Genomic DNA, 26,288 nt, shown 5'->3' on the forward strand with positions numbered 1-26,288 from the left:
CACTGCAAACCTGTAGGAGCCAGCCTTGCTGGCGATGCCCGGCAAGGCCGGGCCAAGGGCACTCGGTGATCTATGCCTGCTAGGCCAGCTTCCACAAAGAAGACAGTTGCTCCCACAGGGAGCGCGCAATCCTTGTGGGAGCGGCCTTGCGTCGCGAGAGGGCCTCGCAGAGGCCCCACTGCCATTAAAAAGGACACCCCCATGCCCCACCTCACCCCCTTGGCCCTGAGCCTGGCCATCGGCAGCCTCGCCCTGCCCGCCCTCGCCGCCGCCCCACTCGACACCGTAGTCGTGGTCGGCACCCACCGCAGCGACCTCACCGCCCTGCAGAGCGCCGCCCCGGTGGACGTGCTCAGAGGCGAGAAGCTCCAACAGACCGGCGCCCAGGACCTGTCCGGCGCCCTCACCGCCCTGTCACCCTCGTTCAACTACCCCCAGTCGCCACAAGGCGCCTTCGCCGGCTCCATCGCCCAGGGCGCCTCGCTGCGTGGCCTGGCCTCCGACCAAGTGCTGGTGCTGGTCAACGGCAAGCGCCGCCACACCAGCGCCAACGTCACCCGCCAGGGCCTGGTCAATGGCCGCGGCGCGGCGGCGGTGGACCTGAGCCTGATCCCGCTGTCAGCCGTGGAGCGGGTCGAGATCCTGCGCGACGGTGCCGCCGCCCAGTACGGCTCGGACGCCATCGCCGGGGTGATCAACATCGTGCTCAAGGAACGCGACGACGGCGGCAACATCGGCTACCGCTTCGGCGGCTACGACAAAGGCGATGGCCTGCAACGCAAACTCAGCGGCTGGAAGGGCCTCGCCCTGCCCAACGACGGCTTCCTCACCCTGGCCTTCGACGCCGGCAGCCAGGACCCGGCCAGCGACACCCGCGACGACAACCGGTTGTTCTACCCCGGGTCCACCAGCACCAACACCCCGCGCGAGCAGAACAATCGCTACCGCAACTGGCGCTGGGGCTCGGGCAATGTCTCGGACCAGTACAACGTCACCGCCAATGCCGAGATGGGCCTGGGCGAAGGCCTGAGCGCCTATGGCCTGGCCACCTATGCGCACAAGAACACCGACGCCGAGAACTTCTTCGACCCGCCCACCACCCTGCGCAACAACTATGGCAGCGTGGCCCTGGCCCGCTACCCGGACGGGCGCCTGCCGATCACCCGCTACAGCCTTGAGGACTATGCCGTCACCGGCGGCCTGCGCTACGAGGACGAGACGCTCGGTCACTTCGACCTGGCGCTGAACCACGGCAACAACCGCCTCGACTCCACCGACCGCGACGCCATCAACCCCAGCTGGGGCAGCGCCAGCGCCTCGACGATCTACACCGGCCGGCGCGAGGCCGACCAGACCAACCTTACATTGGACTGGACCCGCGACTTCGCCACCGACCTGCTGTTCAAGCCACTCACCGTGTCCGCCGGCCTGGCCTGGCGCGAGGAGAACTACCAACTCACGGCCGGTGATGCCCAAGGCTGGCAGAACGGCCCCCTGTTCAACACCGTCGACCCGCTGACCGGGCGACGCATCCCTGGCTATTACTCGGGCATCACCCAGGTGGACGCCGCCTCGCTGGATCGCCGGGTGATCGGCGCCTACTTCGACCTCGAAGGGCAGCTCAGCGAGAAACTCCAGGCCGGTTTCGCCCTGCGCAGCGAGCACTACTCGGACTTCGGCGACACCACCAACGGCAAGCTGTCGCTGCGCTACGACTTCACCCCCGAGATCGCGGCCCGGGCCAGTGCCAGCACCGGCTATCGCGCACCGTCGCTGGTGCAGGCGGGGCTGTCATCGTTCAGCGTGCAGGTGGTCGAGCAACCACCGGGCAGCGGCAACTGGGTCGAGGTGCAGCAGCGCACCCTGCGCGCCGACAGCCCCGAGGCACGGTTGCTCGGCGGCAAGGCGCTCAAGCCGGAGGAGTCGACCAACTTCTCCGTGGGCCTGGTGTGGCGCCCACTGCCCAACGCCTCGTTGACCGTCGACGCCTACCGTATCGACATCGACAACCGTATCACCCTCTCCGACCAGTTGCCGGCCGCAGTGGTCGGGCCGATCTTCGCCGGCACGCCCTACGCCAATATCCAGAGCGCGGCGTTCTACACCAACATCGCCGACACCCGCACCGACGGCATCGAGCTGGCCGGCCACTACCAGCTCGACCTCGGCGCCTGGGGCCGGCTCGACCTCAACGGTGGCTATGCCCGCAGCAACACCCGCATCACCGGGCTGGACGATGTGGGCGGCATCCCCGGCAACCAGATCATCGGCCGCAACACCCAAGGGCTGATCGAGGACGGTACGCCCAAGGACAAACTGACCCTGGGCGCCAACTGGCTGTACGACGGCTGGAGCGTGACCGTGGCCCAGCGCCGTTATGGCCAGTGGCAGAACCGCAACGCCGCCAACCCGGCCCTGGACCAGACCTTCGGCGCACAGTGGGTGACCGACCTCGATGTAGCCTACCGCTTCGGCCTGGGGCTGACCCTGTCGGTGGGTGCGATCAACCTGTTCGACAGCCACCCGGACAAGCTCGAAGGCGCGCAGCTGTATGGCGTGCAGAAGTACTCGATCACCAGCCCCGAAGGCGCACAGGGCGCGTTCTACTACACCAGCCTCAGCTACGACTTCTGATTTCTCCCATCCCCTGTAGGAGCCAGCTTGCTGGCGAACCCGGCACAACGCCTACCCGACCAGACACCGCGTTGCGCCCTTCGCCAGCAAGCTGGCTCCTACAGAGGCCAGTGCTGACTCACTGCTTCTCTATCAACACTGCACTGCTGCCCTGCCAGCACGTCCATCCGATCACCCCCGGAATCAAGGCCCGCCGCCGCTGGCACAGCTCTTGCGATAGCCCATCACCACCCGTCACCCCAAGGCCCGCCATGCCACCGCTCAACGCCCTCACCTGGCTGATCTCTCCCCTCGCCCTGCTCGCCCTGTGGGCCGGGGTCGCCGCTGCCGGGCTGTTCCCGGCCAACCTGCTGGTACCACCAATGGAGGTCTGGCGCAGCTTCGCCGACCTGCTGGCCACCGGCGAGCTACAGGAGCACCTGCTCGGCAGCCTGTCGCGCCTGGGTCTGGGCTTTGCCGGCGGCGCCCTGGCGGGCCTGGCATTCGGTACCGCCATGGCCCTGTCGCGCACGGTCGAGGCCTACTGCTCGCCGCTGTTTCACACTGTGCGCCAAGTCCCCAGCATCGCCCTGATCCCGATGCTGGTCCTGCTGCTGGGCATCGACGAGACATTCAAGGTGGTCATCGTCGCCAAGACCGCGTTCTTCCCCGTGGCCCTGGCCACCGTCGAAGGCATCCGCGCCATACCACGCAACCATTTCGAGGTGGCCGCGGTGTACCGCCTGCCCTGGCCGACCCTGGTCGGGCGCATCGCCTTGCCTGCGGCAGTGCCAGCCATCGTCACCGGCATCCGCGTCGCCCTGACCCGCGCCTGGGTGGTGCTGGTGGCCTGCGAGCTGTTGGCCGCCGACAGCGGCCTGGGGCAGATGATCGAGATGGGCCGGCAGATGCTGCGCATCGATGTGGTGATGGTCGGCGTGGTGCTCACCGGAGTGATCGGCTTCGCCCTGGACTTCTCGTTGCGCCGCCTGGAGCGGCGCCTGTCCGGTTGGCAAGCGGTCGGGAGGTCGTGATGAAACTGCGCGGTCTACTGTTGCCGTTGCTGCTGATCGCAGCCTGGGAATACGCCTCACGCCAGAATGCCGTGGGGGCCTACGCCTTCGTCCCGCTGTCGTTGATCGGTGGCGCCTTCATCGAGCTGCTGGGCAACGGCGAGTTGCTGGTGAACCTGCTGGCGAGCCTCGCACGCACCAGCATCGGCTTGCTGCTGGGGATCCTCGGTGGCGTCAGCCTGGGCGCGCTGATGGCGCTGTCACCGCTGGCCAACCGCCTGATCGCCCCGCTGTTCCACGCCCTGCGCCAGGTACCGATGCTTGGCTGGATCCCGCTGATCGCCCTGTGGCTGGGCAATGGCGAAGCCGCCAAGCTGCTCATCGTCAGCTTGGCGGCGTTCTACCCGATGGTGCTCAACACCTTCGAAGGCCTGCGCCAGGTCGATACGCGCCACCGCGAGGTCGGCCAGGTGCTGGCCCTCGACCGCTGGCAGCAGTTGCGCCTGGTGCTGCTGCCCGCCGCCCTACCAAGCATCGCCACCGGCGTGCTGCAGGCCCTGGCCTTCGCCTGGGTCACGGCGGTGGGCAGCGAGCTGTTCCTCGCCTCCGGCGCCGGGCTCGGCAACCTGATGATGAACGCCGAGGCCGGGGCACGCATGGAGATCATCGTGATCTGCGTGCTGTGCATCGGCCTGTGCGGCTACCTGATGACCTGGCTGTCCACCCTGCTCGCCCGCCGCCTGCTGCGCTGGCGCCCCACCCGTTGAAAGGCCCGACCATGAACGCGATCGCCCACGCTTTCCCCGCCCACGTGCACACCGGCGCGCTGAGCATCCGCAACCTGAGCAAGACCTACCCGCTTCAAGGCCAGGCCATGCCGGTGCTGCAAGGCATCGACCTGGACATCCACCCGGGTGAGTTCGTCAGCATTCTCGGCGCCAGCGGCTGTGGCAAGTCCACCCTGCTACGCCTGATCGTTGGCCTCGACCCGGACTATCAAGGGCAGATCCTGCTCGACGGCCAGCCAGTGAGCGGGCCAGGCCTCGAGCGCGGCATCGTGTTCCAGGACCATCGTTTGTTCCCCTGGATGACCCTGCGACAGAACATCGCCCTGGCGCTGAAGAACCACGACCTGCCTACCGCCGAGAAAGCACGGCGGGTCGACGAGCATATCGCCCTGGTCGGCCTGCAAGGCTATGAACAGGCCTACCCGCACCAGCTTTCCGGCGGCATGGCCCAGCGCGGCGCCATCGCCCGGGCGCTGGTGAACAAGCCCAAGGTACTGCTGCTCGACGAGCCGTTCGGCGCCCTCGACGCCCTGACCCGCGTGCGCCTGCAGCAGGAGCTGCAACGGATCTGGGTGCAGGAGCGCTGCACGGTGATCATGGTCACCCACGATATCGAAGAGGCGCTTTACCTGGGTGACCGGGTGATCGTGATGGACGCCCACCCGGGGCGGATCGGTGAACAGGTGCAGCTGGAGCTGCCCCACCCGCGCGAACGCAACGACGGCCTGTTGCAGCACTACAAGCAGCGGCTGCTGGCGCAACTGGTTGCCAAGCTGCCCTGAGTGCAGTGTTGTGGCTCGTTCGCCAGCAAGGCTGGCTCCTACAAAGTACGGGGTGGTCACCCGTAGGAGCCAGCCTTGCTGGCGATGCCCGGCATCGCCGGGCGCGATTGGACATCCCGCGCAGCCTTCGGCCGAATTGCGCAGGCTTTTGCGCGATTGCGGCATCTGTAACATTCAGTTTCATATATCGCCCCAACAGTAGCCTCCTCAATGCATCCCCAACGAGGCCACTGCCGTGTTCCAACGCGTTATCTGCTCCCTGTCCCTGCTCACCCTGTCCATCGCCACCGCTCACGCCGCCGAAAGCTACCCCCTCGATACCCCGCGCCTGCGCGGCATGGACAATTTCCGTGATGTTGCCGGCACCACGCACGCCTACACCACGGCCCATGACGGGGTCATGCGCGCCGGCGTGTTCTACCGCGCCAACGCCCTCACGCCAACCGCGCCGGACCTGGCCACCCTCAACGGCCTGAACATCAGTGCCGTGTACGACCTGCGCACCCCCAGCGAAATCACCGCCACCCCCGACACCCTCCCCAGCGGCGCCGTCTACCGCAACATCGACATCATCGGCAGCACCACCTCCGGCGCCAATATCACCAACATCGCGTTCACCAGCGCCGCCCAGGCCCGGGCGATGATGCAGGAAACCAACCGCGCCTTCGTCAGCGACGCCGGCATGCGCGGCCAGTTCGGCGTGCTGTTCAACGCGCTGGCCAACGCCGATGGCGCCGCGCTGTTCCACTGCACCGCCGGCAAGGACCGTACCGGCTGGACCGCCGCCGTGCTGCAGAGCATCGCCGGTGTCGACCAGGCGACCATCATGGCCAACTACCTGGCCACCAACGACTACACCGCCGCGCGGATGGCTGCCACGCTCAAGGCGATGCCGCCCGCCATGGCGGCCATCTACCAGCCATTGCTGGGGGTGGAAGCCAGCTACCTGCAGGCCGGCCTCGACCAGGTCACCGTCCAGTACGGCAGCATGGACAACTACCTCAAGCAGGGCCTGGGCCTGAGCCAGGAGACGATCTACGTGCTGCGCGGCAAGCTGGTGCGCTACGCCAGCCTGCCCGGCCAGGCGGGGCTGCAAGGCAACGCCGCCGCCGGCGCGCAACTGCTCGGGCAATTGCAGGACAGCGAACTCTCCGGCCACTACAGCGCCTACAACTATTACCTGCAATCTGCCATCGACAGCGGCAGCCTGGGTGGCGTCGAGGCGACCGTGGGCGGCCAGGTGCACGCCGATGCGGCGAGTTTCCTGCTGCGCCAGGGCGCGCAGATCGACCTGGCAGCGGCGCCCCATGCCAGTGGCGCCGACCTCAAGGTCGGCCAGGCGCGCCTGTGGAGCACTGCCCTGGCCGGCTACCTGGGCACCGACGGCTCGGCCCAGGCGCGCAGCAGCAACGAGCACAGCCAGGGGATGATGGTCGGCCTGACCCAGCGTTTCTCCGAACAGCTCAGCGCCCATGCCGGCGTGGGTTACAGCCGGGGCAATGTCGGCGGTGCCGGGGGCGAGGCGGACACCGACCTGGGCTTCCTTGGCCTGGGCCTGCGCCTGGCCCCCGAAGGGTTGGAGCGCGGCGTGTTCGTCGAGGCCACCGCCAACGCCGGCTGGCTCGACTACAGCAGCAAGCGCGAGCTGGGCGGTGGCCTGGGCACGGCCCAGGGTGACAGCCACGGCACCCTCGCCGGCGCCAGCCTGGCGTTGGGCTTTCGCCTGCCGCTGCAAGCCATGGTCCTCGAACCGAGCCTGGGCCTGAGGGTCAGCCATGTAGACCTTTCGGGCTTCCACGAGAAAGGCAGCGAATTGGCCCTGGAGGTCGATGACCTGCAAGCCACCCGCCGCAGCGCCACGGCCAACCTCAAGGCCGCCTTCGCGCCGGTCGCGCTTGGCGGCGGCTGGCAACTGGTGCCGGGGGTCGAAGTAGGCTACGAGCGGGCCCTGGGCGATCATCGGGTCGACAGCCAAGGGCACCTGCTGGGGCTGGATATCGAGCAACGGGCTGCCTTCGACAACCGCGACCAGTTTCTCGGCGCGGCCAGCCTGACCGCCACCATTGGCGGCCTGAGCCTGGGCGCGGAACTGGCCGCCAATGGTGGCGGCGACAGCCACGGGGTCAGCGGCGGACTGAAGGCCAGCTACGCCTTCTGACCGGCAGCGGGCCCACGCAGGCCGCGCCTGACTTCGGTGGGGCGCACGCCATAGGCCTGCTGGAAGTACTGGGCAAAGCGCCCGGCGTTGCTGAAGCCATAGCGCAAGGCCACCTCTGCGACCCCGCCAACGTCGCCCTGCGCCAGGTCCTGATAGGCCCGCTCCAGCCGCACCTGGCGCTGGAAGCCGGCGATCGAAGTCCCGGCGAAACGACGAAAGCCATCCTGCAAGGCACGCAGGCTGACATTGGCCAGCGCCGTCAGTTGCGCGCTGCTCACCATCTGCCCGGGGTGATCGCGCATGTAATCCATGGCAAGCCGCACATGCCGTGGCGCAATCATCGGCGTGGGCCGGCGCAGGGCGTCGGTGTGGTTGTGTGGCCAGGCTTCGAGCAGCGCATCCACCAGCATCTCCTGCAACCTCACGGGCATCAGCGCGCCAGCTTCGAGCAACGGCTCGAAGCTGTCACCGGTCGCCAGTTCGAGCAGTGCGCGAATGCCCCGGAACGCCGCTACCTCCAGGTCCACCATCGGCTCGAAGCGAATCGGTACCTGCACGGGCCGGCCAAGCAGCAGCGCCAGGCGCTCGGTGAACAACCCACGGCGGATCGACATGCCGCACTGGGCATGGTCCTCGACAAAACGCATCGAGCGTAGCTCGGCCTTGTCGATCGCCAAACCCACCCGGGCGACACCAATCGATTCGCCACGGTGGGCGAAGATGACCTTGCCGGCGCTGGGCAACACGAAGGTGATTTCATCCTGGGGCGCGGGCAAGGCGATGGTGAAGTCACCCCGGTAGTGCATGCGACGCACGCTCATGTCCTCCAGGCGCCCGTACACGCCACCGATGACGATGCCGCCGGGCAGCGGCGGCAGGTCGGCGTAAAGGTTGCCGAACAGCCGGCCGAACTGCACGGCGAAGTCCTCGCTGCGCATATCAGTGGAGCGCAGGATGATCTGCTTGCAGGACGGCATGGGATGCACCTCTGACGGTCTCCTTGAACGACAGGTTGCGCGGCGGCGCACACGCGCCCGTACGCTACCTGTCACTCATGACAACGGCGTGACGGGCCTGGCGCGGTCACGCCCCCGCACGCTCGGCCACCCGTGGTGGAATCCGCGCCGCCTTGCCATCCGCGACCATCAGTTCCCGGTAGCGCCGGTAGCTCTGCCGCGCCTTGTCCTGATCGCCAAGCCCCCAGTAGCTGTCCGCCAGGTTCAGGTGGGCGACGATACGCTGCGGATCAGCCGCGATGACTCGCTCGAGCAGGATCCGCGCCTGCTCGAAATGGCCGGCTTCGGCGAACAGGAAGGCCAGGTCGTTGGACCAGCCCAACCGGTCGGCGTGGAAGAAGCGCTCGACCACGTAACGCTGCAGATCGCAATTGGCCTCGCCACCGACGATGCCCAGCGCGCCCAGTTGGCGCTCAAGGCCCGCCAGGTCGCCCTTGCGATAACTGGCCAGGGCCGCGGCGGCGGACTGTTCGAGGTCGACCGGCAGCACCTTCCAGGGCTCGTTGGCCGCCTGCAGTTGTGGGTAGGCCGCCTTGAGGTCGTGGAAGGCACGGGTACCGTCGAAGTCCTTGAGCCGCTGGTGCAATGCAAGGGCCGATTCGACGAAGTAGGTGCTGGTGAAGGCCTGCCCGCACTGATAGCGGTGGGTGTTGAGCAGCACACCGAACAGCTGGATGTCTTCACGCTTGGGGGTGTAGCCGAAGATCAGGTTGTAGTTGAAGCTGTCGTTGCCCGCCTCCCGCGTGCTCAGCACGATCACGTCGCCGCGCAGGGTCATGTTCAAGCGCACGGCGTGCGGCTTGCCCTCGATACCGGTAACGGTCAGTGCACCACGCTTGGGCTGCGCCACCGCCACGTCGAAGCCGTCGAAACGGCCTGGGTTCGACGTGCTGGCAATGGCCGGCAAGGCCTTGAAAGCATCGAGCGCTTCTTCGACATAGTCGCTGTTGGCGTAGTAGGCAGTCAGGGTTTTGACCTGGTTGCCCGCATCGGCGATGACCAGCCGCTCGTCATCGCGCTTGCCGGTAAGGCGCATGGGCAGCGTCGTCGAGTCTTGCTGGCTGCCATGCTTGGCCAACCACTCGGCCAATGCATCGGCGCCCGGCTTGCCGGCAACCTGGGCGGCCTTGGTCAACGCGGCGCGAGCCTTGTCCGGTGCCTGGCAGGGCCGTTCGGAGGCGATAAGGCTACTGCCATCGCAGTAGAAATACGCCAGCCCGATCCACTCCTCTGGATCTCCCTTGGCAGCCGCCATGAACATCGCCTCAGTCCGGGCATGCCCCAGGTAGGGTGCCATCTGCGACAGGCTCAGGCTTGCCGCTTCGCTGCTGGCGACCGGGTCACCGGAGGCCGCGGCGCATACGTAGTTCTCGATGCCCGCCTCGAACAGCTCCCGCGTTGGCAAGTACTGTTCCAACGCCCCGAGCCGGGTGAACACCTCGCCCCTGGCGGCACAACGTTTCTCTTCAGGGGAATTGCCCATTCGTTGCTTCAGGTCGAGGTCCTGCGGGGCGACCGACCAGTCCTCGACCGCGTCCAGGGTCCAGCAGCCCTGCTTGTGGAAGCGATAGACCTTGATCGCATTCAACCCCTGGCGCTTGTCGATCACATGGGCACTCTGCCCGTCGATCCAGACCTGCACTTGATCGGAATCCAGACCCTGGCTGCCAAACAACGGATAGTCGAGACCTACGCCACGTGCCTTGTCGGTGACAGGGACGATGCCCGCCGAGCTCGGTGCCAGTCGCAACAGCTCGATCTCGGGCGCGACGAACGCACGCTGCACGGCTGGGTCATGGGCATAGGCACGCAGGAAAACCGCGAAGTCACCGGACGGGCAAACGGCCGGAGGCTCCGCAGCCTGGGCCAGCCCGGGAAGCAGCGCGCAGACGGCCGCGCTTAATAGGAGGTGCACGCCGCCACGGCGCATGCCAGGAAACTGCATGGATCAATATCCTTATCGAAAACACCAGGCGCCCTGCTATGTGCGTGGGCGACTGGTTGGGGGCGCGATGATACTCCGTCCGGGCACCTTGCGGCGTACCCATTCAGCCCAGCCAGCGTACCAGGGCGAACCCGGCGAACGTCATCAGCAGCGAGCCGAGCACATGGGCCAGCACCGTCGCCATTGCCCAGCTGGCGCGGCCGTGCATGAGCATCGACACGACTTCGGCCGAGAACGTCGAGAAGGTGGTCAGGCCGCCACAAAAACCGGTGGTGATCAGCAGGCGCCAGGCCGGGTCGAGGTTGGGGAAACGCAGGAAGAAGGCCATCGCCCCACCGATCACGAAGCCACCGATGAGGTTGACCAGCAAGGTGCCGAACGGCATGCCGGCGAACAGCGAATTCGGGCGCAACGCCAACACCCAGCGCAGCACGCACCCGGCACTGCCACCCACGACAACGGAAACAAGGGAAAGGTACATCGACAAGCTCCATCAAAGGTCCGAAAGACCCCCATGGAGAGACAGGCATACGCCTACGCGCCCTTCGATGGGGGTTGCGTAGGCATCATCAGCGCTGAGGCGGTTCAAGGAGGAATGCCATCTCCTGGGCCACGATGCTACGTGGCCCCTGCCAGGGTGACAAGCGCGCTTGGCAACATTTGGACGCAAAATTACAGCACATCCCTTCGTTCGCATCGTTAGAATGGCCGCCTGGCGTGTGCTGCGTGCGCCCGGGAGCCCTTCCCGAATACGGAGAACATTCATTTGTTTTCCGTGAGATCCGTCCATGTTGCACGCATGCCTCCATTCCCCATGGCCCTTCCCTGCCCGTGTCTGCACGGCGTGGGTTGTTGCGCCGCGTTACCCATCCTTCTGCTCGCCCTTTCGCGCAATGGTCCATGCTGCATGGAGCCATGGTTTCGCCGTGCCTGTCGCACGCCGCGTCACCGTCTGCGCGTGGGCGACGTCATGAACGAGGACCGCTACATGAATGCCCCCCTCCACCCTCTCAAGCAGCCTTCGATGCTGCGTCAGCTGCTGGCCACCGAAGCGGCCGGCGGCGTACTGCTGATGTTCACCGCCGCCCTGGCCATCATCATCGCCAACAGCCCCTGGGCCAGCGCCTACCAGCACCTGCTGCACCTGCCGGTCGGCCCGGTGCTGACCGACAAGCTCGGCCCGATGACCGTGCACATGTGGATCAACGACGGCCTGATGGCGATCTTCTTCCTGCTGGTGGGCCTGGAGATCAAGCGCGAGCTGGTCGACGGCCGCCTGGCCAGTTGGGAGCAGCGCCGCCTGCCGGCCCTGCCGGCGCTGATGGGCATGGCTGTGCCGGCGCTGATCTACCTGGCCGTCTCCCGCGGCGAGCTTGGGCTGGCCGGTGGCTGGGCGATTCCCGCCGCCACCGACATCGCCTTTGCCGTCGGCGCCCTGGCGCTGCTCGGCAAGCATGCGCCGCTGTCGCTGAAAGTGATGCTGGTTTCGGTGGCGATCATCGACGACATGGGCGCGGTGGCGATCATCGCGGTGTTCTACACCTCGTCGATCAACCTGCTGGCGCTGGCCGGCGCCGCCGGCATCGTTGCCGTGCTGCTGGCCTTCAACCGCCTGCGCGTGGTGGCCCTGTGGCCCTACCTGATCGGTGTCGCCGCGCTGTGGTACGTCACCCTGCTGTCGGGCGTGCACGCCACCATCGCCGGCGTGGTCGGCGCGCTGCTGATTCCCTACAGCGCCGGTAGCGGTGCCGAGCGCGAAGCCAGCCCGTTGCTCAAGCTGGAGCACGGCCTGGCTCCCTGGGTGGGCTTCCTCATCGTGCCGGCCTTCGGCTTCGCCAACGCAGGTGTCTCATTCGGCGACCTGGGCTGGAGCGACATCTTCGCCCCGCTGCCGCTGGCCATCGCCCTCGGCCTGCTATTGGGCAAACAGCTTGGGGTGTTCGCCGGTGTGCTGCTGGCGGTGAAGAGCGGCCTGGCCAGCAAGCCACGTGGCGCCAGCTGGTTGCAGATCTATGGCGTGGCGATGCTGTGTGGTATTGGCTTCACCATGAGTCTGTTCATTGGCGAGCTGGCCTTCCCGGGCCAGCCCGAGAAGATCGATGCGGCCAAGATCGGCATCTTGCTGGGGTCGCTGTTGTCGGCGGTGATTGCCTGCGTGATCCTGCGCTTTGCGCCCAAGCAGGCAGATTGATGTAAAGCCCTCCACCTCGACCTCTGCCTGCGCGATCCTTGTAGGAGCGGCCTTGTGCCGCTCCTACAGGAAAAGGCGTGGAAGCGGGCTTTCCCCGCGATTGAACACACTTCAGCCCCGAACAATCGACACCCCGCCATCCACCACCATCGCCGCTCCGGTCATGAAGCTTGACGCCTCCGAAGCCAGGAACAATGCCGCCTCGGCGATTTCCTCCGGCCGGGCCAGACGCTTGAGCGCATGCAGCCCTTCGACGTGAACCCGTGCTTCGGGGCTGCTCATCACGCTGCGGCCCATGGGCGTATCGGTGCCACCCGGCAGTAACGCATTGGCACGCACGCCGTGCGCACCATGCTCCGCCGCGATCACCTGGGTCAAACCTATAAGCCCCGCCTTGCTCGCCGCATAGGCGGCCATGCCCGGCATGCCCACGCCATGGCCGACGAAGGTCGAGGTGAAGATCAGCGAACCGCCACCACGGGCCAGCAACGCGGGGATCTGTGCCTGGGCGCAGAGGAAGGCGCTGGTGAGATTGGTATCGAGGGTGTGTTGCCAGGCCTCCAGCGTCAGGTCAGGTACAGGCGCCAGATCACCCAGCGTGCCGGCGTTGTTGAAGGCGATGTCCAGGCCGCCGAAGTGCCGTATGGCCCTACCGACCAGCTCAGTTGCCAGTGCAGGGTCGGTGATGTCACCGGGCACGGCAACGACCGCCCCCTGGCCGCCTGCGTCCAGCTCATCCAGTAATTGCTCGAGTTCGTTCTGGCGACGTGCCGTGACCACAAGCCGCGCGCCCTGCCTGGCGAACAGTTTCGCCGCTGCACGGCCAATGCCGGAACTGGCACCGGTGATGATTGCCACTTTGTCTGTCAGTTGCATGATGGAGCCTCGTCCTGAGGGTGGTTACACGGTTGTGCGAACCACTCTCGGGTACGGTGCCGACAGATTCACTCCGTTTCTTGCGCCCAGCATCCATCCTGCACCGTCGATGTGCGGCCGAGGATAAATGAAGGAAAGGACACAAAAAATCCAGGCACAAAAAAAGAGGCCTTTCGGCCTCTTCTTTGTGATCCCAGCGACGCACTGCGGATCGAATTTGGAGCGGGAAACGAGACTCGAACTCGCGACCCCGACCTTGGCAAGGTCGTGCTCTACCAACTGAGCTATTCCCGCGTCGTGATGGGGGCCATTCTATCGAATTGCAGAACGGCGTCAACCCCTTGATTCAAAAAAACTTTTATTTCTGTTCCGAGCCTTCGCGCAGGTGCGGCCAGGCGGCCAGCAGGTAGTGCACCATCGACACCAGGGTCAGGCCGGCGGCCACCAGCAGCAAACCATAGCCCAGCACCACCCAGAAGGTCAGCACCGGCGGGTTGGCCAGCAGGATTACCAGCGCCAGCATCTGCGCGGCGGTCTTCCACTTGCCCAGGTTCGACACTGCCACATGCGCCCTCGCCCCCAGCTCGGCCATCCACTCGCGCAGCGCCGAGACCACGATCTCGCGGCCGATGATCACCGCCGCCGGCAGGGTGAGCCAGAAGTTGGCGTGCACCTGCACCAGCAGCACCAGGGCCACGGCCACCATCAGCTTGTCGGCCACCGGGTCGAGGAAGGCGCCGAATGGCGTGCTTTGCTGCAACCGACGGGCCAGGTAGCCGTCGAGCCAGTCGGTGGCGGCGGCGATGGCGAACACCGTGCTGGCGGCCATGTAGCTCCAGTGATAGGGCACATAGAACAGCAGGATGAAGATCGGGATGAGCAGGACGCGTAGAACGGTGAGCAGGTTTGGAATATTCATCGGTACGACTGGCTGCGAGTTGAGCCCGGCATTCTACTCGCTATGCAGGCTGGCATAAATCGACTCGGCAAGCTTTTTACTGATGCCCGGGGCCTTGGCGATCTCGTCGATACTGGCGCGGTTGAGCTCTTGCAAGCCGCCGAAATGTTTCAGCAGGTCGCGGCGGCGCTTCGGTCCGACCCCGGCCACATCCTCTAGGCTCGAGGTGCGGCGGGCCTTGCCGCGGCGGGCGCGGTGGCCGGTGATGGCGAAACGGTGGGCCTCGTCGCGGATCTGCTGGATCAGGTGCAGGGCCGGCGAATCACCCTTGAGGGTGAACTCGTGGGCCACGTCATTGAGGTACAGGGTCTCGAAACCGGCCTTGCGGGTCACGCCCTTGGCCACCCCCAGCAGCGTCAGGTCGCCGAAGCCCAGCTCCTGCATCACGTCGCGGGCCATGTTCAGCTGGCCCTTGCCGCCGTCCACCAGCAGCACGTCGGGCAGCTTGCCCTCGCCGTCCTTGATTCGCCCATAGCGGCGCTGCAGGGCCTGGTGCATCGCCGCGTAGTCGTCGCCGGCGGTAACGCCTTCGATGTTGAAGCGGCGGTAGTCGGACTTGAGCGGGCCCTCGGGGCCGAACACCACGCAGCTGGCCACGGTGGCTTCGCCGCTGGAGTGGCTGATGTCGTAGCACTCCAGGCGCTGCGGCACTTCGTCCAGGTCGAGCACCTGGGCCAGTGCCTCGAAGCGCGCGGCCATGTGCTGGCGGTTGGCCAGGCGGGCGTTGAGGGCCTGTTCGGCATTGGTCACCGCCAGTTGCTGCCAGCGCGCCCGGGTACCGCGCACCCGGTGGCTGATGCTGAGCTCGCGGCCACGCAGCGTCTGCACGGCCTCGGTGATGGCGTCGAAGTCCTCGTGCACCACATTGACGATCAATTCGCCCGGCAGTTCGCGCTCGGCATTGCCGAGGTAGTACTGGGAAAGAAATGCGGCCATGACTTCGGCCACTTCTTCCTCGATACCTACCTGCGGGAAGAAGTTCTTGCTGCCCAGCACCCGGCCACCACGCACGCTGATCAGGTGCACGCAAGCGCCACCCGGGTTGACGAAGGCCGCCACCACGTCGACATCGCCCGAACCACCCTCCATGTACTGCTGGTCCTGGACCCGACGCAGCAAGGCGATCTGGTCGCGCAGCTCGGCGGCCTTCTCGAAGTTCAGGGCCATGGCGGCCTTTTCCATCTCGGCGTTGAGCTCGTTGCCCAGCTGCTGGCTGCGGCCTTCGAGGAACATCACCGAGTGGCGCACGTCCTCGGCGTACTCCTCGGGCGTCACCAGGCCCACGCACGGGCCTTTGCAGCGCTTGATCTGATACTGCAGGCACGGGCGGGTACGGTTGGCGTAGTAGCTGTCCTCGCACTGACGCACCGAGAACGCCTTCTGCAACAGGCTCAGGCTCTCGCGGATCGCGCCGGCGCTGGGGTATGGGCCGAAATAGCGGCCCTTGGCTTTCTTTGCGCCACGGTGGATGCCCAGGCGCGGGAATTCACCGTCGGAGAGGAACACGTACGGGTAGGACTTATCGTCACGCAGCAGGATATTGTAGGGCGGCCGCCATTCCTTGATCAGCGTCTGCTCGAGCAGCAGCGCTTCGGTTTCGTTGGCGGTGATGGTGGTTTCGACCTGGGCGATGCGCCCCACCAGGGCAGCCGTCTTCGGCGCCAGGCCGGTCTTGCGGAAATAACTGGCCAGGCGTTTCTTGAGGTTCTTGGCCTTGCCCACGTACAGCAGCCGGGCTTCGGCGTCGAACATCCGGTACACGCCCGGGCGACCGCTGCAGGTCGCCAGGAACGCGCTTGCGTCAAAAGGTTGAGACATGAGGTGTGCTTAAAGACTTGCGTCGACCATACCGTGACGGACGGCCAGCAAGGTCAATTCGACGTCGCTGGTGACCGAGAGTTTTTCGAAGATCCGATAACGGTAAGTATTGACGGTCTTGGGGGACAGACACAACTTGTCGGAGATGATCTGCACTTTCTGGCAGCCGACGATCATCAGGGCGATCTGGATCTCCCGCTCCGACAGGGCGTCGAACGGCGAGCCCTGGGGCTGGAACGACTTCAACGCCAGTTGCTGGGCGATCTGCGGGCAGATGTAGCGCTGGCCGGCGAAGGCCAGGCGAATCGCCTGGACCATCTCGTCGAGCCCGGCCCCCTTGGTGAGGTAGCCGGCGGCGCCCGCCTGCAGCAACCGGGTGGGGAACGGGTCTTCCTCGCACACGGTCACCGCGACCACTTTCGTGTCCGGATGGCTGCGCAGCAGTTTGCGCGTTGCCTCCAGGCCGCCGATCCCTGGCATCTTCACGTCCATCAGGACCACGTCGGGCTTGAGCTCACGGGCGAGTTTGAGGGCGGACTCGCCGGAGTCCGCCTCCCCCACCACTTGCAGGCCGTCGATGTCGGCCAGCATGCGCGTGATGCCGGTACGCACCAGATCGTGATCGTCGACCACCAGGACCCTAATCAAGCAGACACCTCGTTAGTGGGGCGATTGGATCCCGCCACCTTAACAAAAAATTTCACGGCGAACCTAGCGCAAAGCGTCATGGAAATACGCCTGCCGGTCGAGGCGCCGTACCCGCGGCGCATCCGGCCCGTCCATTTCACCTGCCAGGCGGTTGAGCAGGTGCCATACCGCGGCCTGGTCGGCCGACGGCAAACGCCGAAAGGCGCCGAGCAGACGGTCTTCGTCGGCGGTCAGGCTGTCCAGGGGCGCGGGGGTGCAGACCCCGCTCAACACGTACAGCGCATCGACGCCCTTGGCCGCCACGGCGGCGAGGTAGTCCATGCGGGGGGTGCGTTCACCGCTTTCGTACTTGCCCTGGGCGTTGGGCTCTACCCCCCCGATATCGCCGAATACGCGCTGGGTCAGGCCCAGGCGTTCGCGCTCTTCTCGTAGGCGGGGACCAAATCCGTTCATCTGCGTGCCTCCTTTGCATGGATGGTAGACGGGTGCATCCAGCACCCGAGTGAATGCGTCTGCATTCGCTCGGCACTATGCCAATTGGATCCAATCCTTGCAAGCCATCATTGCGCCACGCCACTGCCCCGCCCCGGAAAGCCGGGGCAATGGGCGGACGCATCGGGTTGAGTTGCCTGGCACCGGCCTTGCCGGTGTTCGCCGGCAAGCCGGCTCCTACAGGGGCGCGTTAGCAAAATGAATCCAACAACAAAAAACGAGGACTGCAAGACATGAAAGACCACGTTGAGAGACCTGAAGCAGGGGTGAGATTGACGCCATTTTATCGTCAATCATGGGTCAAACATTTTTTTGACGCCCAACTTTCATAAACTTTAACCACCTGTTTTTATTAGATTTTTATTAAAACGATAGAAACTTTTAAAAAACTTCAAACTTGCAGAATGCCAGTACTTGCCTAACTAAGAAAAACCTCCTTAGGATGTAAAAAGACAACCAGAAACAGCCTGCACCGCCTTATTCAAGCGTGGCTTGATCGTGCACGTTTGCCACATCGAAAACTTCAATGAATGGACTATCTCGGCCGGGTTGTGCCGCGCCTGAGGGAGAGGGATCTATGAACATCAGCATCTTCGGACTCGGTTATGTGGGGGCGGTGTGCGCCGGGTGCCTGTCGGCCCGTGGGCATCAGGTACTGGGGGTGGATGTCACCCAGGACAAGATCGACCTGATCAACCAGGGCCGCTCGCCAATCGTCGAGCCGGGCCTCGAGCAGTTGCTGCTCGATGGCGTGCGCCAAGGGCGCCTGCGTGGCACCACCGATGTGCAGGCGGCGATACTGGCCACCGACCTGTCGCTGCTGTGCGTGGGCACCCCCAGCAAGAAGAATGGCGACCTCGATCTGGTGTACATGGAGACCGTATGCCGGGAGATCGGCGCGGCGCTGCGCGACAAGGCCAGCCGCCACACCGTGGTGGTGCGCAGCACGGTGCTGCCGGGCACGGTGAAGAATGTGGTCATTCCCTTGCTGGAACAGGCTTCGGGCAAACGGGCCGGCGTCGACTTCGGCGTAGCGGTCAACCCGGAGTTCCTGCGCGAAAGCACGGCGATCCAGGACTATGACTTCCCGGCCATGACCGTGATCGGCGAGCTCGACACGCAGTCCGGCGACCTGCTCGCCTCGCTGTACCAGGGCCTCGACGCCCCAGTGATCCGCAAGTCGGTCGAAGTCGCCGAGCTGATCAAGTACACCTGCAACGTGTGGCACGCCACCAAGGTGAGCTTCGCCAACGAGATCGGCAACATCGCCAAGGCCTCGGGCGTGGATGGCCGCGAAGTGATGGACGTGGTCTGCCAGGACTTCAAGCTCAACCTGTCGCGTTACTACCTGCGCCCCGGCTTCGCCTTCGGCGGCTCGTGCCTGCCCAAGGACGTGCGCGCCCTCACCTACCGCGCAGGCCAGCTGGACGTCGAGCATCCGCTGCTGGCCTCGATCATGGCCAGCAACCGCCACCAGGTACAGCAGGCCTTCGACCTGGTGACGCAATACGGCAAGCGCAAGATCGCCCTGCTCGGTTTGGCGTTCAAGGCCGGCAGCGACGACCTGCGCGAAAGCCCGCTGCTGACCCTGGCCGAACAATTGATCGGCACTGGCCATGACCTGCGCATCTTCGACGCCAACGTCGAGCACGCCCGCCGCGTCGGTGCCAACCGCCAGTACATCGAGCAACAGATCCCCCATGTCAGCGCCCTGCTGCGCAGCGACCTGGCGCAGGTGATCGACGAGGCCGAGGTGATCGTGCTGGGCAACAACGACGAACGCTTCGCCCAGGCGCTCGCGATCGAGAGCGGCAAGCAGGTGATCGACCTGGTCGGCTTCATGACCGGGCCGAGCAACGCCCGACACCAGGGCATCTGCTGGTAAACCCCGCCGCACTCAGGAGCGACAAGCACATGGAACGACAGCATCAGCGGCCCGCCGAGGCCCCGGGGTACCTGCGCGCGGCTGCCCGCTTCTGTGCCTGGGCGCAGCTTGCAGGGCTGATCGCGCTGGCCGCGCAGATGGTCGCGCCGCAGTACCTGGACCCCAGCCACCACCTGTTCATCTTCATCATCGGCACCCTGGGCATGTGGCGCTATGGCAACGCCATCGTCCACTACCTGCGCGGCATGTACTTCCTGCACTGGCGCTTCCCGCGCCTGCGCCGCCAGGTCGAACGCCTGGGCGACGCGGCGTTGCCGTCGCACCTGTTCATGGTGGTGACCAGTTTTCGCATCCCCACCCATACCACCTTCAAGGTCTACCAGTCGGTGTTCCAGGAAGTGCAGCGGTTGAACGTACCGTGCACGGTGATTGCCTCGATCGTCGAAAAGGGCGACGAGAAGTTCATCAAGGACATCCTGCGCAGTGAAGTGCAGGGTCGCGACGACATCGACCTGGTGATCGTCCGCGCCCGTGGCACCGGCAAGCGTGACGGCCTGGCCCATGCCTTCCGTGCCCTGTCGCGGCAGATGCCGATGGAGGATGCGGTGGTGGGCGTGGTCGACGGCGATACCATGATGCTGCCGGGTTGCGTCGAACGGGCCGTGAAACTGTTCGCCCTGCTGCCCGATGTGGGTGGCCTGACCACCAACGAGTTCTGCGAGGTCGAGGGCAGCCGCTGGATGCGCCAGTGGCATTCGATGCGCTTCGTCCAACGGCATATCAACATGTGCTCGATGGCCCTGTCGCACCGGGTGCTGACCCTCACCGGACGGCTGTCGTTCTTCCGCGCCTGTGTGATGACCGAGCCGGCCTTCATCCGCGATGTCGAGGCGGACTTTCTCGAGCACTGGCGTTTGGGCCGTTTCCAGTTCCTCACCGGCGACGACAAGTCCAGCTGGCTGAGCCTGATGCGTGCCGGCTGGGACACCTTCTACGTGCCCGACAGCCACACCCTGACCGTCGAGCACCCGCCCAGCGACAGCTTCTGGGTCGCCACCCGGCAATTGATGTTCCGCTGGTACGGCAACTCGCTGCGGCAGAACTTCCGCGCCACCGCCCTGCTCGGCCGCGCGCGCCTGGGGTTGTTCACGCTCTACGTACTGCTCGACCAGCGCGTGTCGATGTGGACCTGCCTGATGGGCCTGACCGCCTCGCTGGTGGCCGGCCTGGTGTTCGGCATCCAGTACCTGCTGGTGTACCTGTTCTGGGTGCTGGTCTCGCGCAGCCTGGTGACGGTGCTGTTCGTGTTCGCCGGGCACCCGGTCAGCCCGATGTACCCGTTCGTTCTCTATTACAACCAGATCGTCGGTTCGCTGATGAAGGTCTACGCGATGTTCCACATGGACCAGCAACGCTGGACGCGGCAGAAGACCACCCTGGCCACCGGCAGCGTCGACTTCGACGCCAGCCTCAACCGCTGGTCCTCGAAGGCGATGCTGTGCGCATCCATCGCCATCTTCTTCGGGGTCATCACCGTTCTCCTGGAACTCTCGCACCGTTAAGGAAAGGCGCCTGCACATGAGTACTTCGAATACCCCAACGGCCAACATCGTCCACGAGGCCATCGACGAGCGACAGTACGTGCGCACCCGGATGAACGCCCGTGTGCGCCTGTCCACCAAGGGCCGCGAGCCCTTCGCGGCGGACCTGCAGGATATCTCCCTGGGCGGTCTCGGCCTGCTGCACGCGGCGCCGCTGACCGTGGGTGCGCTGTACGACGCATCGATCCAGTTGCGCCTGAACCAGGTCGACCTGGCCATCGATGCCAAGGTGCGCATCGTCTCCCAGCGCGGCCAGGAGGTCGGCGCCCAGTTCGTCGACCTCGACGCGCAGAAGCGCGACATCCTGCGCTACCTGATCAGCGCCTACCTGTCGGGCGAGGTCGCCGACATCAATGGCCTGTTCAACGTGATGCAGCGCGAGAACTACATCAAGGCGCGCAAGCACCAGCAGGCCAGCGCGCGCACCCCGGGCGAGCGCCTGAAGGCCATTGCCGGTACCGCGCTGTACACCGCCGCGGGTCTGGCGGCGCTGGGTTTCGTCGCCTACAAGGGCTACCTGCTGTTCTTCCGTATCCCGGCCGTGCAGGCCACGGTGGCGGCCAACGCCCAAGTGATCAGCATGCCGGACAACGGCTACGTGAAGTACCTGCTACCCGCCAACGCCACCGAGGTGCAGGCCGGCCAGCCGCTGGCGAACATCTCCACCCAATTGGCCACAAGCTTCACCAGCCCGGCGGACATGAAGGCCCTGGCCGACCTCGCGCCCGGTGACCTGCAGGCGCTGCTGGGGCGCGCCAGTGTCGAGACGGTGATCAACAGCCCGTGCGACTGTCAGGTCTGGTACCCGTCGCAACCGCTGGATGGCTTCGGCTACAAGGCCGCGCCGATGCTGCACCTGCTGCCCAAGCACGAGGGCCTGTTCGTGCGCGCTAACGTGCCGTTCGACAAGCTCGCCGATGTGAGCCGCGTGCGTTCGGTAGATATGCAGGTGTTCGGCCTCGACCAACACTTCAGCGGCACCGTGGTGGATGCCCGCTCCGACGAGGTCAACCGCAACCTGGCCCTGACCATCCAGCCGGACAGCCCGCTACCGGCGGCGGCCTACCAGAAGGCGGTGGCGGTCGACCTGTACCTGGGCCTGCCGTTCGGCAGCGGCAACTGAGGGCCGGCCATGAACGCCAAGAACCCGCCGCGCCTGTTGCTGGCCGGCCTGGGCCTGGTCTGGGCCGGCAGTGCCTGTGCCGGGCAAAGCCTGGAGCAGATCCGCTACGCGCTGTACAAGGACCCAGGGGCTGATGTGGTGACCGACCTGCGTCAGCTCGCCGACCGTGGCGACCTGGCCTCCAAGCAGTTGCTCGGCGATGTGCTGGCCAACAGCGACGGCGCCAACCGTCAAGAGATCGTGCGCTTGTACCAGGAAGCCTTCGCCGACGGCCATGGCCAGATCCCGGCGCTCGCCTCGCTGGCGCGCTTGCTCGACCGAACCCCGCGCCTGCAACGCAGCCATGAGGCGTGGGTGCGCCAGGCCCTGACCCGCTACCCCAACGATCTCGACCCGCGCAGCACCAGCACCAGCCTGGAGGTGTTCCTGGTCTACCCGCAGCTGTTCCCCGGAGAACGCGCCGCCGAACTGCTGGCGCTGTACGAGCAGAGCTGCCTGCTCAATTGCCGGCCTGAGCTCTACCGCGCCGTGGTCGCCGAGCGCCAGGGCGAGCGCGCCGAGGCCGAACGCTGGTACCGCAAGGCCGCGCGCATCGACCCACGCGGCGTCGATCGCTACTACCGCTTCCTGGGTGAGCGCCAGGACACCGCCTTTCTGGTCTTCGCCCGCAGCCTGGCGCCCGAAATGGCCGCTTTGCCGGTGGAGGTCGTGCACCGTATCGGCGCGCTGCTGGACAACATCCATGGTGTGTTCCGTGGCGAGCTGGACGCCGAGCGCGAACAACGCCAGGGCAGCGCCATGGGCCCCAAGGTCGAGCCAACGCCTGAACAACTGGCCCGCGACAAGGCCAATGAAAAGCTGCGCGCCGACGGCATTGCCGAAGCCCAGCGCTGGCTGGACCATGCGGTCGCCCGTGGCTACCTGCCGGCGCTGGTGTCCAAGGCCAACTTCATGATCTCCAACCCCACCGAGCACAACGCCGAGCAAACCCAGGCGCTGATCGCTCAGGTGCGGGCCAAGGAACCGACCCGGGCCAAGGCGCTGGAGGCGGCGTTCTACATGGTCAACAACTGGCTGACCCTCGACCCGGAAAAAGCCCAGGTGTTGATCGACGAACTGATCGCCGCCCGCTACCCCGACGCCCAACTATTGCTTGGCGACCTGTACAGCAAGGGCGGCCTCGACCAGCCCGACCAGGAACGCGCTCTGGCCATCTGGCAGCAGCAGGCCGAGCAAGGCTCGACGGCGGCCTGGTACCGCATGGCCACCGTGTACCTGCGGGGTCGGGCGATCTGCCACGACCCGGTCAAGGCCTACACCTACGCACGCATCGCCCTGGACCTGGGCGAGAGCCGCGCCCGCGGCCTGCTCAAACGGCTGGACAAGACCCTGCCCAAGGATGACATCGCGCGCGCCCTGGCCGCGCGCAACGATCTGTTGAAGGAAGCCCCTCTGTGAAAGCGCACCACTCCCTGCTCGGCGCCCTCCTCGCCCTGGCACCGTTGCCAGCGGCCCTGGCGCTTGAGGAAGTCACCGGCCCCGAAGCCGACAGCAGCGCCCCCGTACGCGTGGCCAGCGCCGATGTGCCCGTGATCACTTCGGAGTACTTCAACAAGCTCACCGTGCAGACGGGCTACGGCCCGCAGGACTCGCAAGTCGGCCGTGATCGCGAGACCTTCTACAGCCTGCGCTACGAGCCATCGTTCGCCTGGTACTCGCCGGAAAAACGTTGGGCCAGGTGGATGGTCTACGGCCGCCTGTGGCTGAACTACGATTCCAGCCAGTCGAGCAACCTGGCCAACGAATCGACCAACAACAACGAGCGCGAGCAGCCCGAGGGCTGGTACGCCGAGCTACGCGAGCTGTATGTAAAGCGCAACCTGATTGGCGACGACCCGCGCTTTTCGCTGTCGTTCGGCCGCCAGCGTTTCTCCGACGACTACGGCATCTGGTGGGACGACAGCCTGGAGTCGCTGCGCTTCAACTACCAGGGCACCTTCTCCGACGCCTTCGTCGCGGTCGGGCAGAAATTTCGCAACTACAACACCGACGTCAACTCGCTGGCCGCCAGCGAGGAACGCACGCTTTACCTCATGGGCCAGTACGCCTATCGCTGGAGCCCGAACAACCAGGCCGGCCTGCGCCTGATGCAGGAAAACGACCGCAGCGGCCACAACATCGATGACCGCTACGACTTCAAAGGCTGGCGCTACGGGCTGTTCTTCAAGGGCGACCACCTGCCGCTGGCCAGCGACTACCACCTGGAACTGGCGGCGCTGGATGGCAAGATGGACAACACTGCTGGCAACGGCATCACCACCACCGGGCACAGCAGCCGCGGCTGGGCGGCGTTGGGCGAGGTCGGCAAGCGCTTCGACACCCTGCCGTGGACCCCACGTGTGGCCCTGCGCGGCGGCCTGACCGACAAGCCGGACAACGACAACGACGGTTTTCGCCTGAACCCGATCCAGTCCGACCGCATCACCCGCCAGGGCGCTTACAGCACGCGCCTGACCAGCGCGTTCGTTGCCCTCGACCTGCGCAACCTGAGCTACTACGGCATCGCCCTGGAAACCCGCCCCACCCCGCGCAGCGCCCTGGACCTGCGGGTCACCCAGCTCAACCTGCGCGACCCGGGCGGCGCCCTGCCGATCCGCCTGGCCGCCGATGCCCGCGCCCGGCGCCAGGGCGAACTCGACGCCGGCCTGCACGGCAAGGGCGACAACGTCGGGCAGATGATCGACCTCAACTACTACTGGAAAATGTTCCCGGTTGCCCTCGACGGCAAGCACCTGGATATCAACACCCTGGTCAGCGCCAGCTACCTCAACGCAGGCAGCGCGCTGGACACCGGCGACGACTACCAGCTGAGCGTCGGCTTGGTGATCAGCTACTGAGGACGGGCCGCCATGATCTTCGCTTCCAACGTGTTCCTGTTCCTCTACCTGCCCCTGTTCCTGGCCATCTACTACCTGGCCCGGCCGCGGTGGCGCTCGCTGGTGATCGTGGCCGCCAGCTACATTTTCTACGCCTGGTGGCGCCCGGACTTCCTGCTGCTGTTCGTCGCCATCACCGCCTGGAACTACGGCTTCGGCCTGGGCATCAAGGCGCGCCTGGACAGCGCTGACAAACGCGGGGCCTTGCGCCTGCTGTGGCTTGGCGTGGCCGGCAACCTGGCCACGCTCGGCTACTTCAAGTACGCCAATTTCGGCGCCGAGGTGCTGGCCCTGCTGCTGGCGCCGCTGGGCATCAATACCTGGACCCTGGAGCACATCTTCCTGCCGCTGGGCATATCGTTCTACGTATTCCATGCCCTGAGCTACATCGTCGACATCTACCGCAAGGATGCCACGCCGACCCGCAGCTTCATCGACTTCGCCGCCTTCGTCGCGCTGTTCCCGCACCTGGTGGCGGGGCCCATCCTGCGCTACAGCCAATTGGCGCCGCAGCTGCGCCAGCGCAGTCACTCCATGGAGCTGTTCTCCCTGGGCGTGTGCCGCTTCATGCTCGGTTTCATCATGAAGGTGCTGATCGCCGACCGCCTGGCGCCGATCAACGCGCTGTTCGTCGGCGAAGGCACACTGCAATTCAGCGATGCCTGGTTCGGCCTGGTGGTGTCGACGTTGCAGTTGTACTTCGATTTCGCCGGCTACAGCCACATGGCCTTGGGCCTGGCGCTGATGATGGGCTTTCGCTTCCCGGAAAACTTCAACCAGCCCTATGTCTCGCAGAGCATCACCGAGTTCTGGTCGCGCTGGCACATGACCCTGGCACATTTCCTGCGCGACTACGTGTACTTGCCACTGGTGCGCAAGCGCGTGGCCGGCGCCCTGCCGGCGCTGGTCTGGACCATGTTGCTATCCGGGCTGTGGCACGGCGCGAGCTTCGCCTTCATCTGCTGGGGGCTGTTCTTCGGGGTGGGGATGGTGCTGGAGCGCACGTTCGGCCTGGCCACCAAGCTCAACACGCCCTACCGCCTGGGGCGCAACCTGCGCACGGCGCTGCTGATCACCTTCAGCATGCCGCTGTTCTTCACCATGGACCTGCGCCACAGCCTCGCCATCTACCAGGCGCTGCTGGGCTTCAACGGCCTAGGTTCGCTGGAGCTCTACGTACTGGGGGCCTCGAAGATGGCCATGAGTTTCGCCGTGGTGGCGCTGGCGTGGCTGGTGCTGGCGGGGATCAACAACGTGCGGTTCTACGCCGGCAACCAGGACGGCTACTTCATGCGCCATGTGGGTGTGCTGCACAGCCTGTTGCTGTGGGGCGGCTTCCTGCTGGCGCTGAGCAGCCTGGCGGCCAGTTCGTTCTCGCCGTTCCTGTATTTCCAGTTCTAGGAGATCCCTGCTGGGGTGCGTCGATCAACGAATCAACTTTATGT

Annotated in this window: 20 protein-coding genes, 1 tRNA gene and 1 riboswitch; of the genes, 12 read left to right on the forward strand and 9 right to left on the reverse strand. The window is 65.7% G+C overall.

Annotated elements, in window-relative coordinates:
• The first annotated feature begins 201 nt into the window (after positions 1–201).
• The 5 genes from PSEEN_RS15885 to PSEEN_RS15905 all read left to right on the forward strand — a co-directional run bounded on the left by PSEEN_RS15885 (position 202) and on the right by PSEEN_RS15905 (position 7,354).
• Positions 202–2,634, forward strand: a complete 2,433-nt coding sequence (locus PSEEN_RS15885) for a TonB-dependent receptor plug domain-containing protein (RefSeq protein WP_011534571.1) — start codon at positions 202–204, stop codon at positions 2,632–2,634.
• Positions 2,635–2,885: 251 nt separating this feature from the next.
• The gene (locus tag PSEEN_RS15890; protein WP_011534572.1) at positions 2,886–3,647 is read left to right on the forward strand and encodes an ABC transporter permease; all 762 of its coding nucleotides are present in this window, start codon (positions 2,886–2,888) and stop codon (positions 3,645–3,647) included.
• On the forward strand, positions 3,647–4,393 hold the full coding sequence (locus tag PSEEN_RS15895; RefSeq protein WP_011534573.1) for an ABC transporter permease: 747 nt from the start codon (positions 3,647–3,649) through the stop codon (positions 4,391–4,393). Before PSEEN_RS15890 ends, PSEEN_RS15895 begins: the two co-directional genes overlap by 1 nt.
• Positions 4,394–4,404: 11 nt before the next feature.
• Entirely contained in the window at positions 4,405–5,196 is a 792-nt protein-coding gene (locus PSEEN_RS15900; protein ID WP_011534574.1) for an ABC transporter ATP-binding protein, read from the forward strand.
• 235 nt (positions 5,197–5,431) lie between these two features.
• Positions 5,432–7,354 (forward strand): tyrosine-protein phosphatase, encoded by a 1,923-nt coding sequence (locus PSEEN_RS15905; protein ID WP_011534575.1) that lies wholly within the window; start codon positions 5,432–5,434, stop codon positions 7,352–7,354.
• Here the strand turns inward: PSEEN_RS15905 and PSEEN_RS15910 are convergent.
• The 3 genes from PSEEN_RS15910 to crcB all read right to left on the reverse strand — a co-directional run bounded on the left by PSEEN_RS15910 (position 7,342) and on the right by crcB (position 10,796).
• Entirely contained in the window at positions 7,342–8,331 is a 990-nt protein-coding gene (locus PSEEN_RS15910) for a helix-turn-helix transcriptional regulator (RefSeq protein ID WP_011534576.1), read from the reverse strand. The two genes, PSEEN_RS15905 and PSEEN_RS15910, sit on opposite strands and share 13 nt — an antisense overlap.
• A gap of 106 nt (positions 8,332–8,437) precedes the next feature.
• Entirely contained in the window at positions 8,438–10,315 is a 1,878-nt protein-coding gene (locus tag PSEEN_RS25815; protein WP_011534577.1) for a tetratricopeptide repeat protein, read from the reverse strand.
• A gap of 103 nt (positions 10,316–10,418) precedes the next feature.
• Positions 10,419–10,796 (reverse strand): fluoride efflux transporter CrcB, encoded by a 378-nt coding sequence (crcB, locus tag PSEEN_RS15920; RefSeq protein ID WP_011534578.1) that lies wholly within the window; start codon positions 10,794–10,796, stop codon positions 10,419–10,421.
• Positions 10,797–10,868: 72 nt separating this feature from the next.
• Positions 10,869–10,930, reverse strand: a riboswitch (Fluoride riboswitch).
• A gap of 373 nt (positions 10,931–11,303) precedes the next feature.
• Here crcB and nhaA point away from each other — a divergent pair.
• The gene (nhaA, locus tag PSEEN_RS15925; protein ID WP_011534579.1) at positions 11,304–12,506 is read left to right on the forward strand and encodes a Na+/H+ antiporter NhaA; all 1,203 of its coding nucleotides are present in this window, start codon (positions 11,304–11,306) and stop codon (positions 12,504–12,506) included.
• 111 nt (positions 12,507–12,617) lie between these two features.
• Here nhaA and PSEEN_RS15930 read toward each other — a convergent pair whose 3' ends face one another.
• From PSEEN_RS15930 to PSEEN_RS15955, 6 genes are all read right to left on the reverse strand, one after another.
• Entirely contained in the window at positions 12,618–13,382 is a 765-nt protein-coding gene (locus PSEEN_RS15930) for an SDR family oxidoreductase (protein WP_011534580.1), read from the reverse strand.
• A 218-nt stretch (positions 13,383–13,600) separates the two neighbouring features.
• Positions 13,601–13,676 (reverse strand) — tRNA-Gly (locus tag PSEEN_RS15935).
• A gap of 64 nt (positions 13,677–13,740) precedes the next feature.
• The gene (gene pgsA, locus PSEEN_RS15940) at positions 13,741–14,301 is read right to left on the reverse strand and encodes a CDP-diacylglycerol--glycerol-3-phosphate 3-phosphatidyltransferase (protein WP_011534581.1); all 561 of its coding nucleotides are present in this window, start codon (positions 14,299–14,301) and stop codon (positions 13,741–13,743) included.
• Between the two features lie 33 nt (positions 14,302–14,334).
• On the reverse strand, positions 14,335–16,158 hold the full coding sequence (uvrC, locus tag PSEEN_RS15945) for an excinuclease ABC subunit UvrC (protein ID WP_011534582.1): 1,824 nt from the start codon (positions 16,156–16,158) through the stop codon (positions 14,335–14,337).
• A gap of 9 nt (positions 16,159–16,167) precedes the next feature.
• The gene (gene gacA / locus PSEEN_RS15950; RefSeq protein WP_011534583.1) at positions 16,168–16,806 is read right to left on the reverse strand and encodes a response regulator transcription factor GacA; all 639 of its coding nucleotides are present in this window, start codon (positions 16,804–16,806) and stop codon (positions 16,168–16,170) included.
• Between the two features lie 63 nt (positions 16,807–16,869).
• Positions 16,870–17,259 carry a helix-turn-helix domain-containing protein gene (locus tag PSEEN_RS15955; protein WP_011534584.1) on the reverse strand — a complete coding sequence of 130 codons (390 nt, stop codon included), beginning with the start codon at positions 17,257–17,259 and terminating at the stop codon, positions 16,870–16,872.
• 616 nt (positions 17,260–17,875) lie between these two features.
• Between PSEEN_RS15955 and PSEEN_RS15960 the strand changes: the two genes are divergently transcribed.
• From PSEEN_RS15960 to PSEEN_RS15985, 6 genes are read left to right on the forward strand one after another with little or no spacing between them, the layout of a single operon-like run.
• Positions 17,876–19,183, forward strand: a complete 1,308-nt coding sequence (locus PSEEN_RS15960; protein ID WP_011534585.1) for a nucleotide sugar dehydrogenase — start codon at positions 17,876–17,878, stop codon at positions 19,181–19,183.
• A gap of 29 nt (positions 19,184–19,212) precedes the next feature.
• On the forward strand, positions 19,213–20,745 hold the full coding sequence (locus tag PSEEN_RS15965; protein WP_011534586.1) for a glycosyltransferase: 1,533 nt from the start codon (positions 19,213–19,215) through the stop codon (positions 20,743–20,745).
• 16 nt (positions 20,746–20,761) lie between these two features.
• Positions 20,762–21,907, forward strand: coding sequence for a PilZ domain-containing protein (locus tag PSEEN_RS15970; RefSeq protein ID WP_011534587.1), 1,146 nt, complete (start codon positions 20,762–20,764; stop codon positions 21,905–21,907).
• Positions 21,908–21,916: 9 nt separating this feature from the next.
• Positions 21,917–23,365, forward strand: coding sequence for a tetratricopeptide repeat protein (locus PSEEN_RS15975; RefSeq protein WP_011534588.1), 1,449 nt, complete (start codon positions 21,917–21,919; stop codon positions 23,363–23,365).
• Positions 23,362–24,804, forward strand: a complete 1,443-nt coding sequence (locus tag PSEEN_RS15980) for an alginate export family protein (protein WP_011534589.1) — start codon at positions 23,362–23,364, stop codon at positions 24,802–24,804. Before PSEEN_RS15975 ends, PSEEN_RS15980 begins: the two co-directional genes overlap by 4 nt.
• A 12-nt stretch (positions 24,805–24,816) precedes the next feature.
• The gene (locus PSEEN_RS15985) at positions 24,817–26,244 is read left to right on the forward strand and encodes an MBOAT family O-acyltransferase (protein WP_011534590.1); all 1,428 of its coding nucleotides are present in this window, start codon (positions 24,817–24,819) and stop codon (positions 26,242–26,244) included.
• The last annotated feature ends 44 nt before the right edge of the window (positions 26,245–26,288 follow it).

It is taken from the genome of Pseudomonas entomophila L48, from assembly GCF_000026105.1.
GTDB classification, from domain to species: domain Bacteria; phylum Pseudomonadota; class Gammaproteobacteria; order Pseudomonadales; family Pseudomonadaceae; genus Aquipseudomonas; species Aquipseudomonas entomophila.

Coding starts and splice junctions, on each gene's coding strand:
- PSEEN_RS15930 (WP_011534580.1), bottom strand. CDS start 13,382: ATGCAACTGACAGACAAAGTGGCAATCATCACCGGTGCCAGTTCCGGC.
- PSEEN_RS15955 (WP_011534584.1), bottom strand. CDS start 17,259: ATGAACGGATTTGGTCCCCGCCTACGAGAAGAGCGCGAACGCCTGGGC.
- pgsA (WP_011534581.1), bottom strand. CDS start 14,301: ATGAATATTCCAAACCTGCTCACCGTTCTACGCGTCCTGCTCATCCCG.
- PSEEN_RS15895 (WP_011534573.1), top strand. CDS start 3,647: ATGAAACTGCGCGGTCTACTGTTGCCGTTGCTGCTGATCGCAGCCTGG.
- PSEEN_RS15970 (WP_011534587.1), top strand. CDS start 20,762: ATGAGTACTTCGAATACCCCAACGGCCAACATCGTCCACGAGGCCATC.
- PSEEN_RS15900 (WP_011534574.1), top strand. CDS start 4,405: ATGAACGCGATCGCCCACGCTTTCCCCGCCCACGTGCACACCGGCGCG.
- PSEEN_RS15910 (WP_011534576.1), bottom strand. CDS start 8,331: ATGCCGTCCTGCAAGCAGATCATCCTGCGCTCCACTGATATGCGCAGC.
- PSEEN_RS15975 (WP_011534588.1), top strand. CDS start 21,917: ATGAACGCCAAGAACCCGCCGCGCCTGTTGCTGGCCGGCCTGGGCCTG.
- PSEEN_RS15985 (WP_011534590.1), top strand. CDS start 24,817: ATGATCTTCGCTTCCAACGTGTTCCTGTTCCTCTACCTGCCCCTGTTC.
- nhaA (WP_011534579.1), top strand. CDS start 11,304: ATGAATGCCCCCCTCCACCCTCTCAAGCAGCCTTCGATGCTGCGTCAG.
- PSEEN_RS15965 (WP_011534586.1), top strand. CDS start 19,213: ATGGAACGACAGCATCAGCGGCCCGCCGAGGCCCCGGGGTACCTGCGC.
- crcB (WP_011534578.1), bottom strand. CDS start 10,796: ATGTACCTTTCCCTTGTTTCCGTTGTCGTGGGTGGCAGTGCCGGGTGC.
- PSEEN_RS15885 (WP_011534571.1), top strand. CDS start 202: ATGCCCCACCTCACCCCCTTGGCCCTGAGCCTGGCCATCGGCAGCCTC.
- PSEEN_RS25815 (WP_011534577.1), bottom strand. CDS start 10,315: ATGCAGTTTCCTGGCATGCGCCGTGGCGGCGTGCACCTCCTATTAAGC.
- PSEEN_RS15890 (WP_011534572.1), top strand. CDS start 2,886: ATGCCACCGCTCAACGCCCTCACCTGGCTGATCTCTCCCCTCGCCCTG.
- uvrC (WP_011534582.1), bottom strand. CDS start 16,158: ATGTCTCAACCTTTTGACGCAAGCGCGTTCCTGGCGACCTGCAGCGGT.
- PSEEN_RS15960 (WP_011534585.1), top strand. CDS start 17,876: ATGAACATCAGCATCTTCGGACTCGGTTATGTGGGGGCGGTGTGCGCC.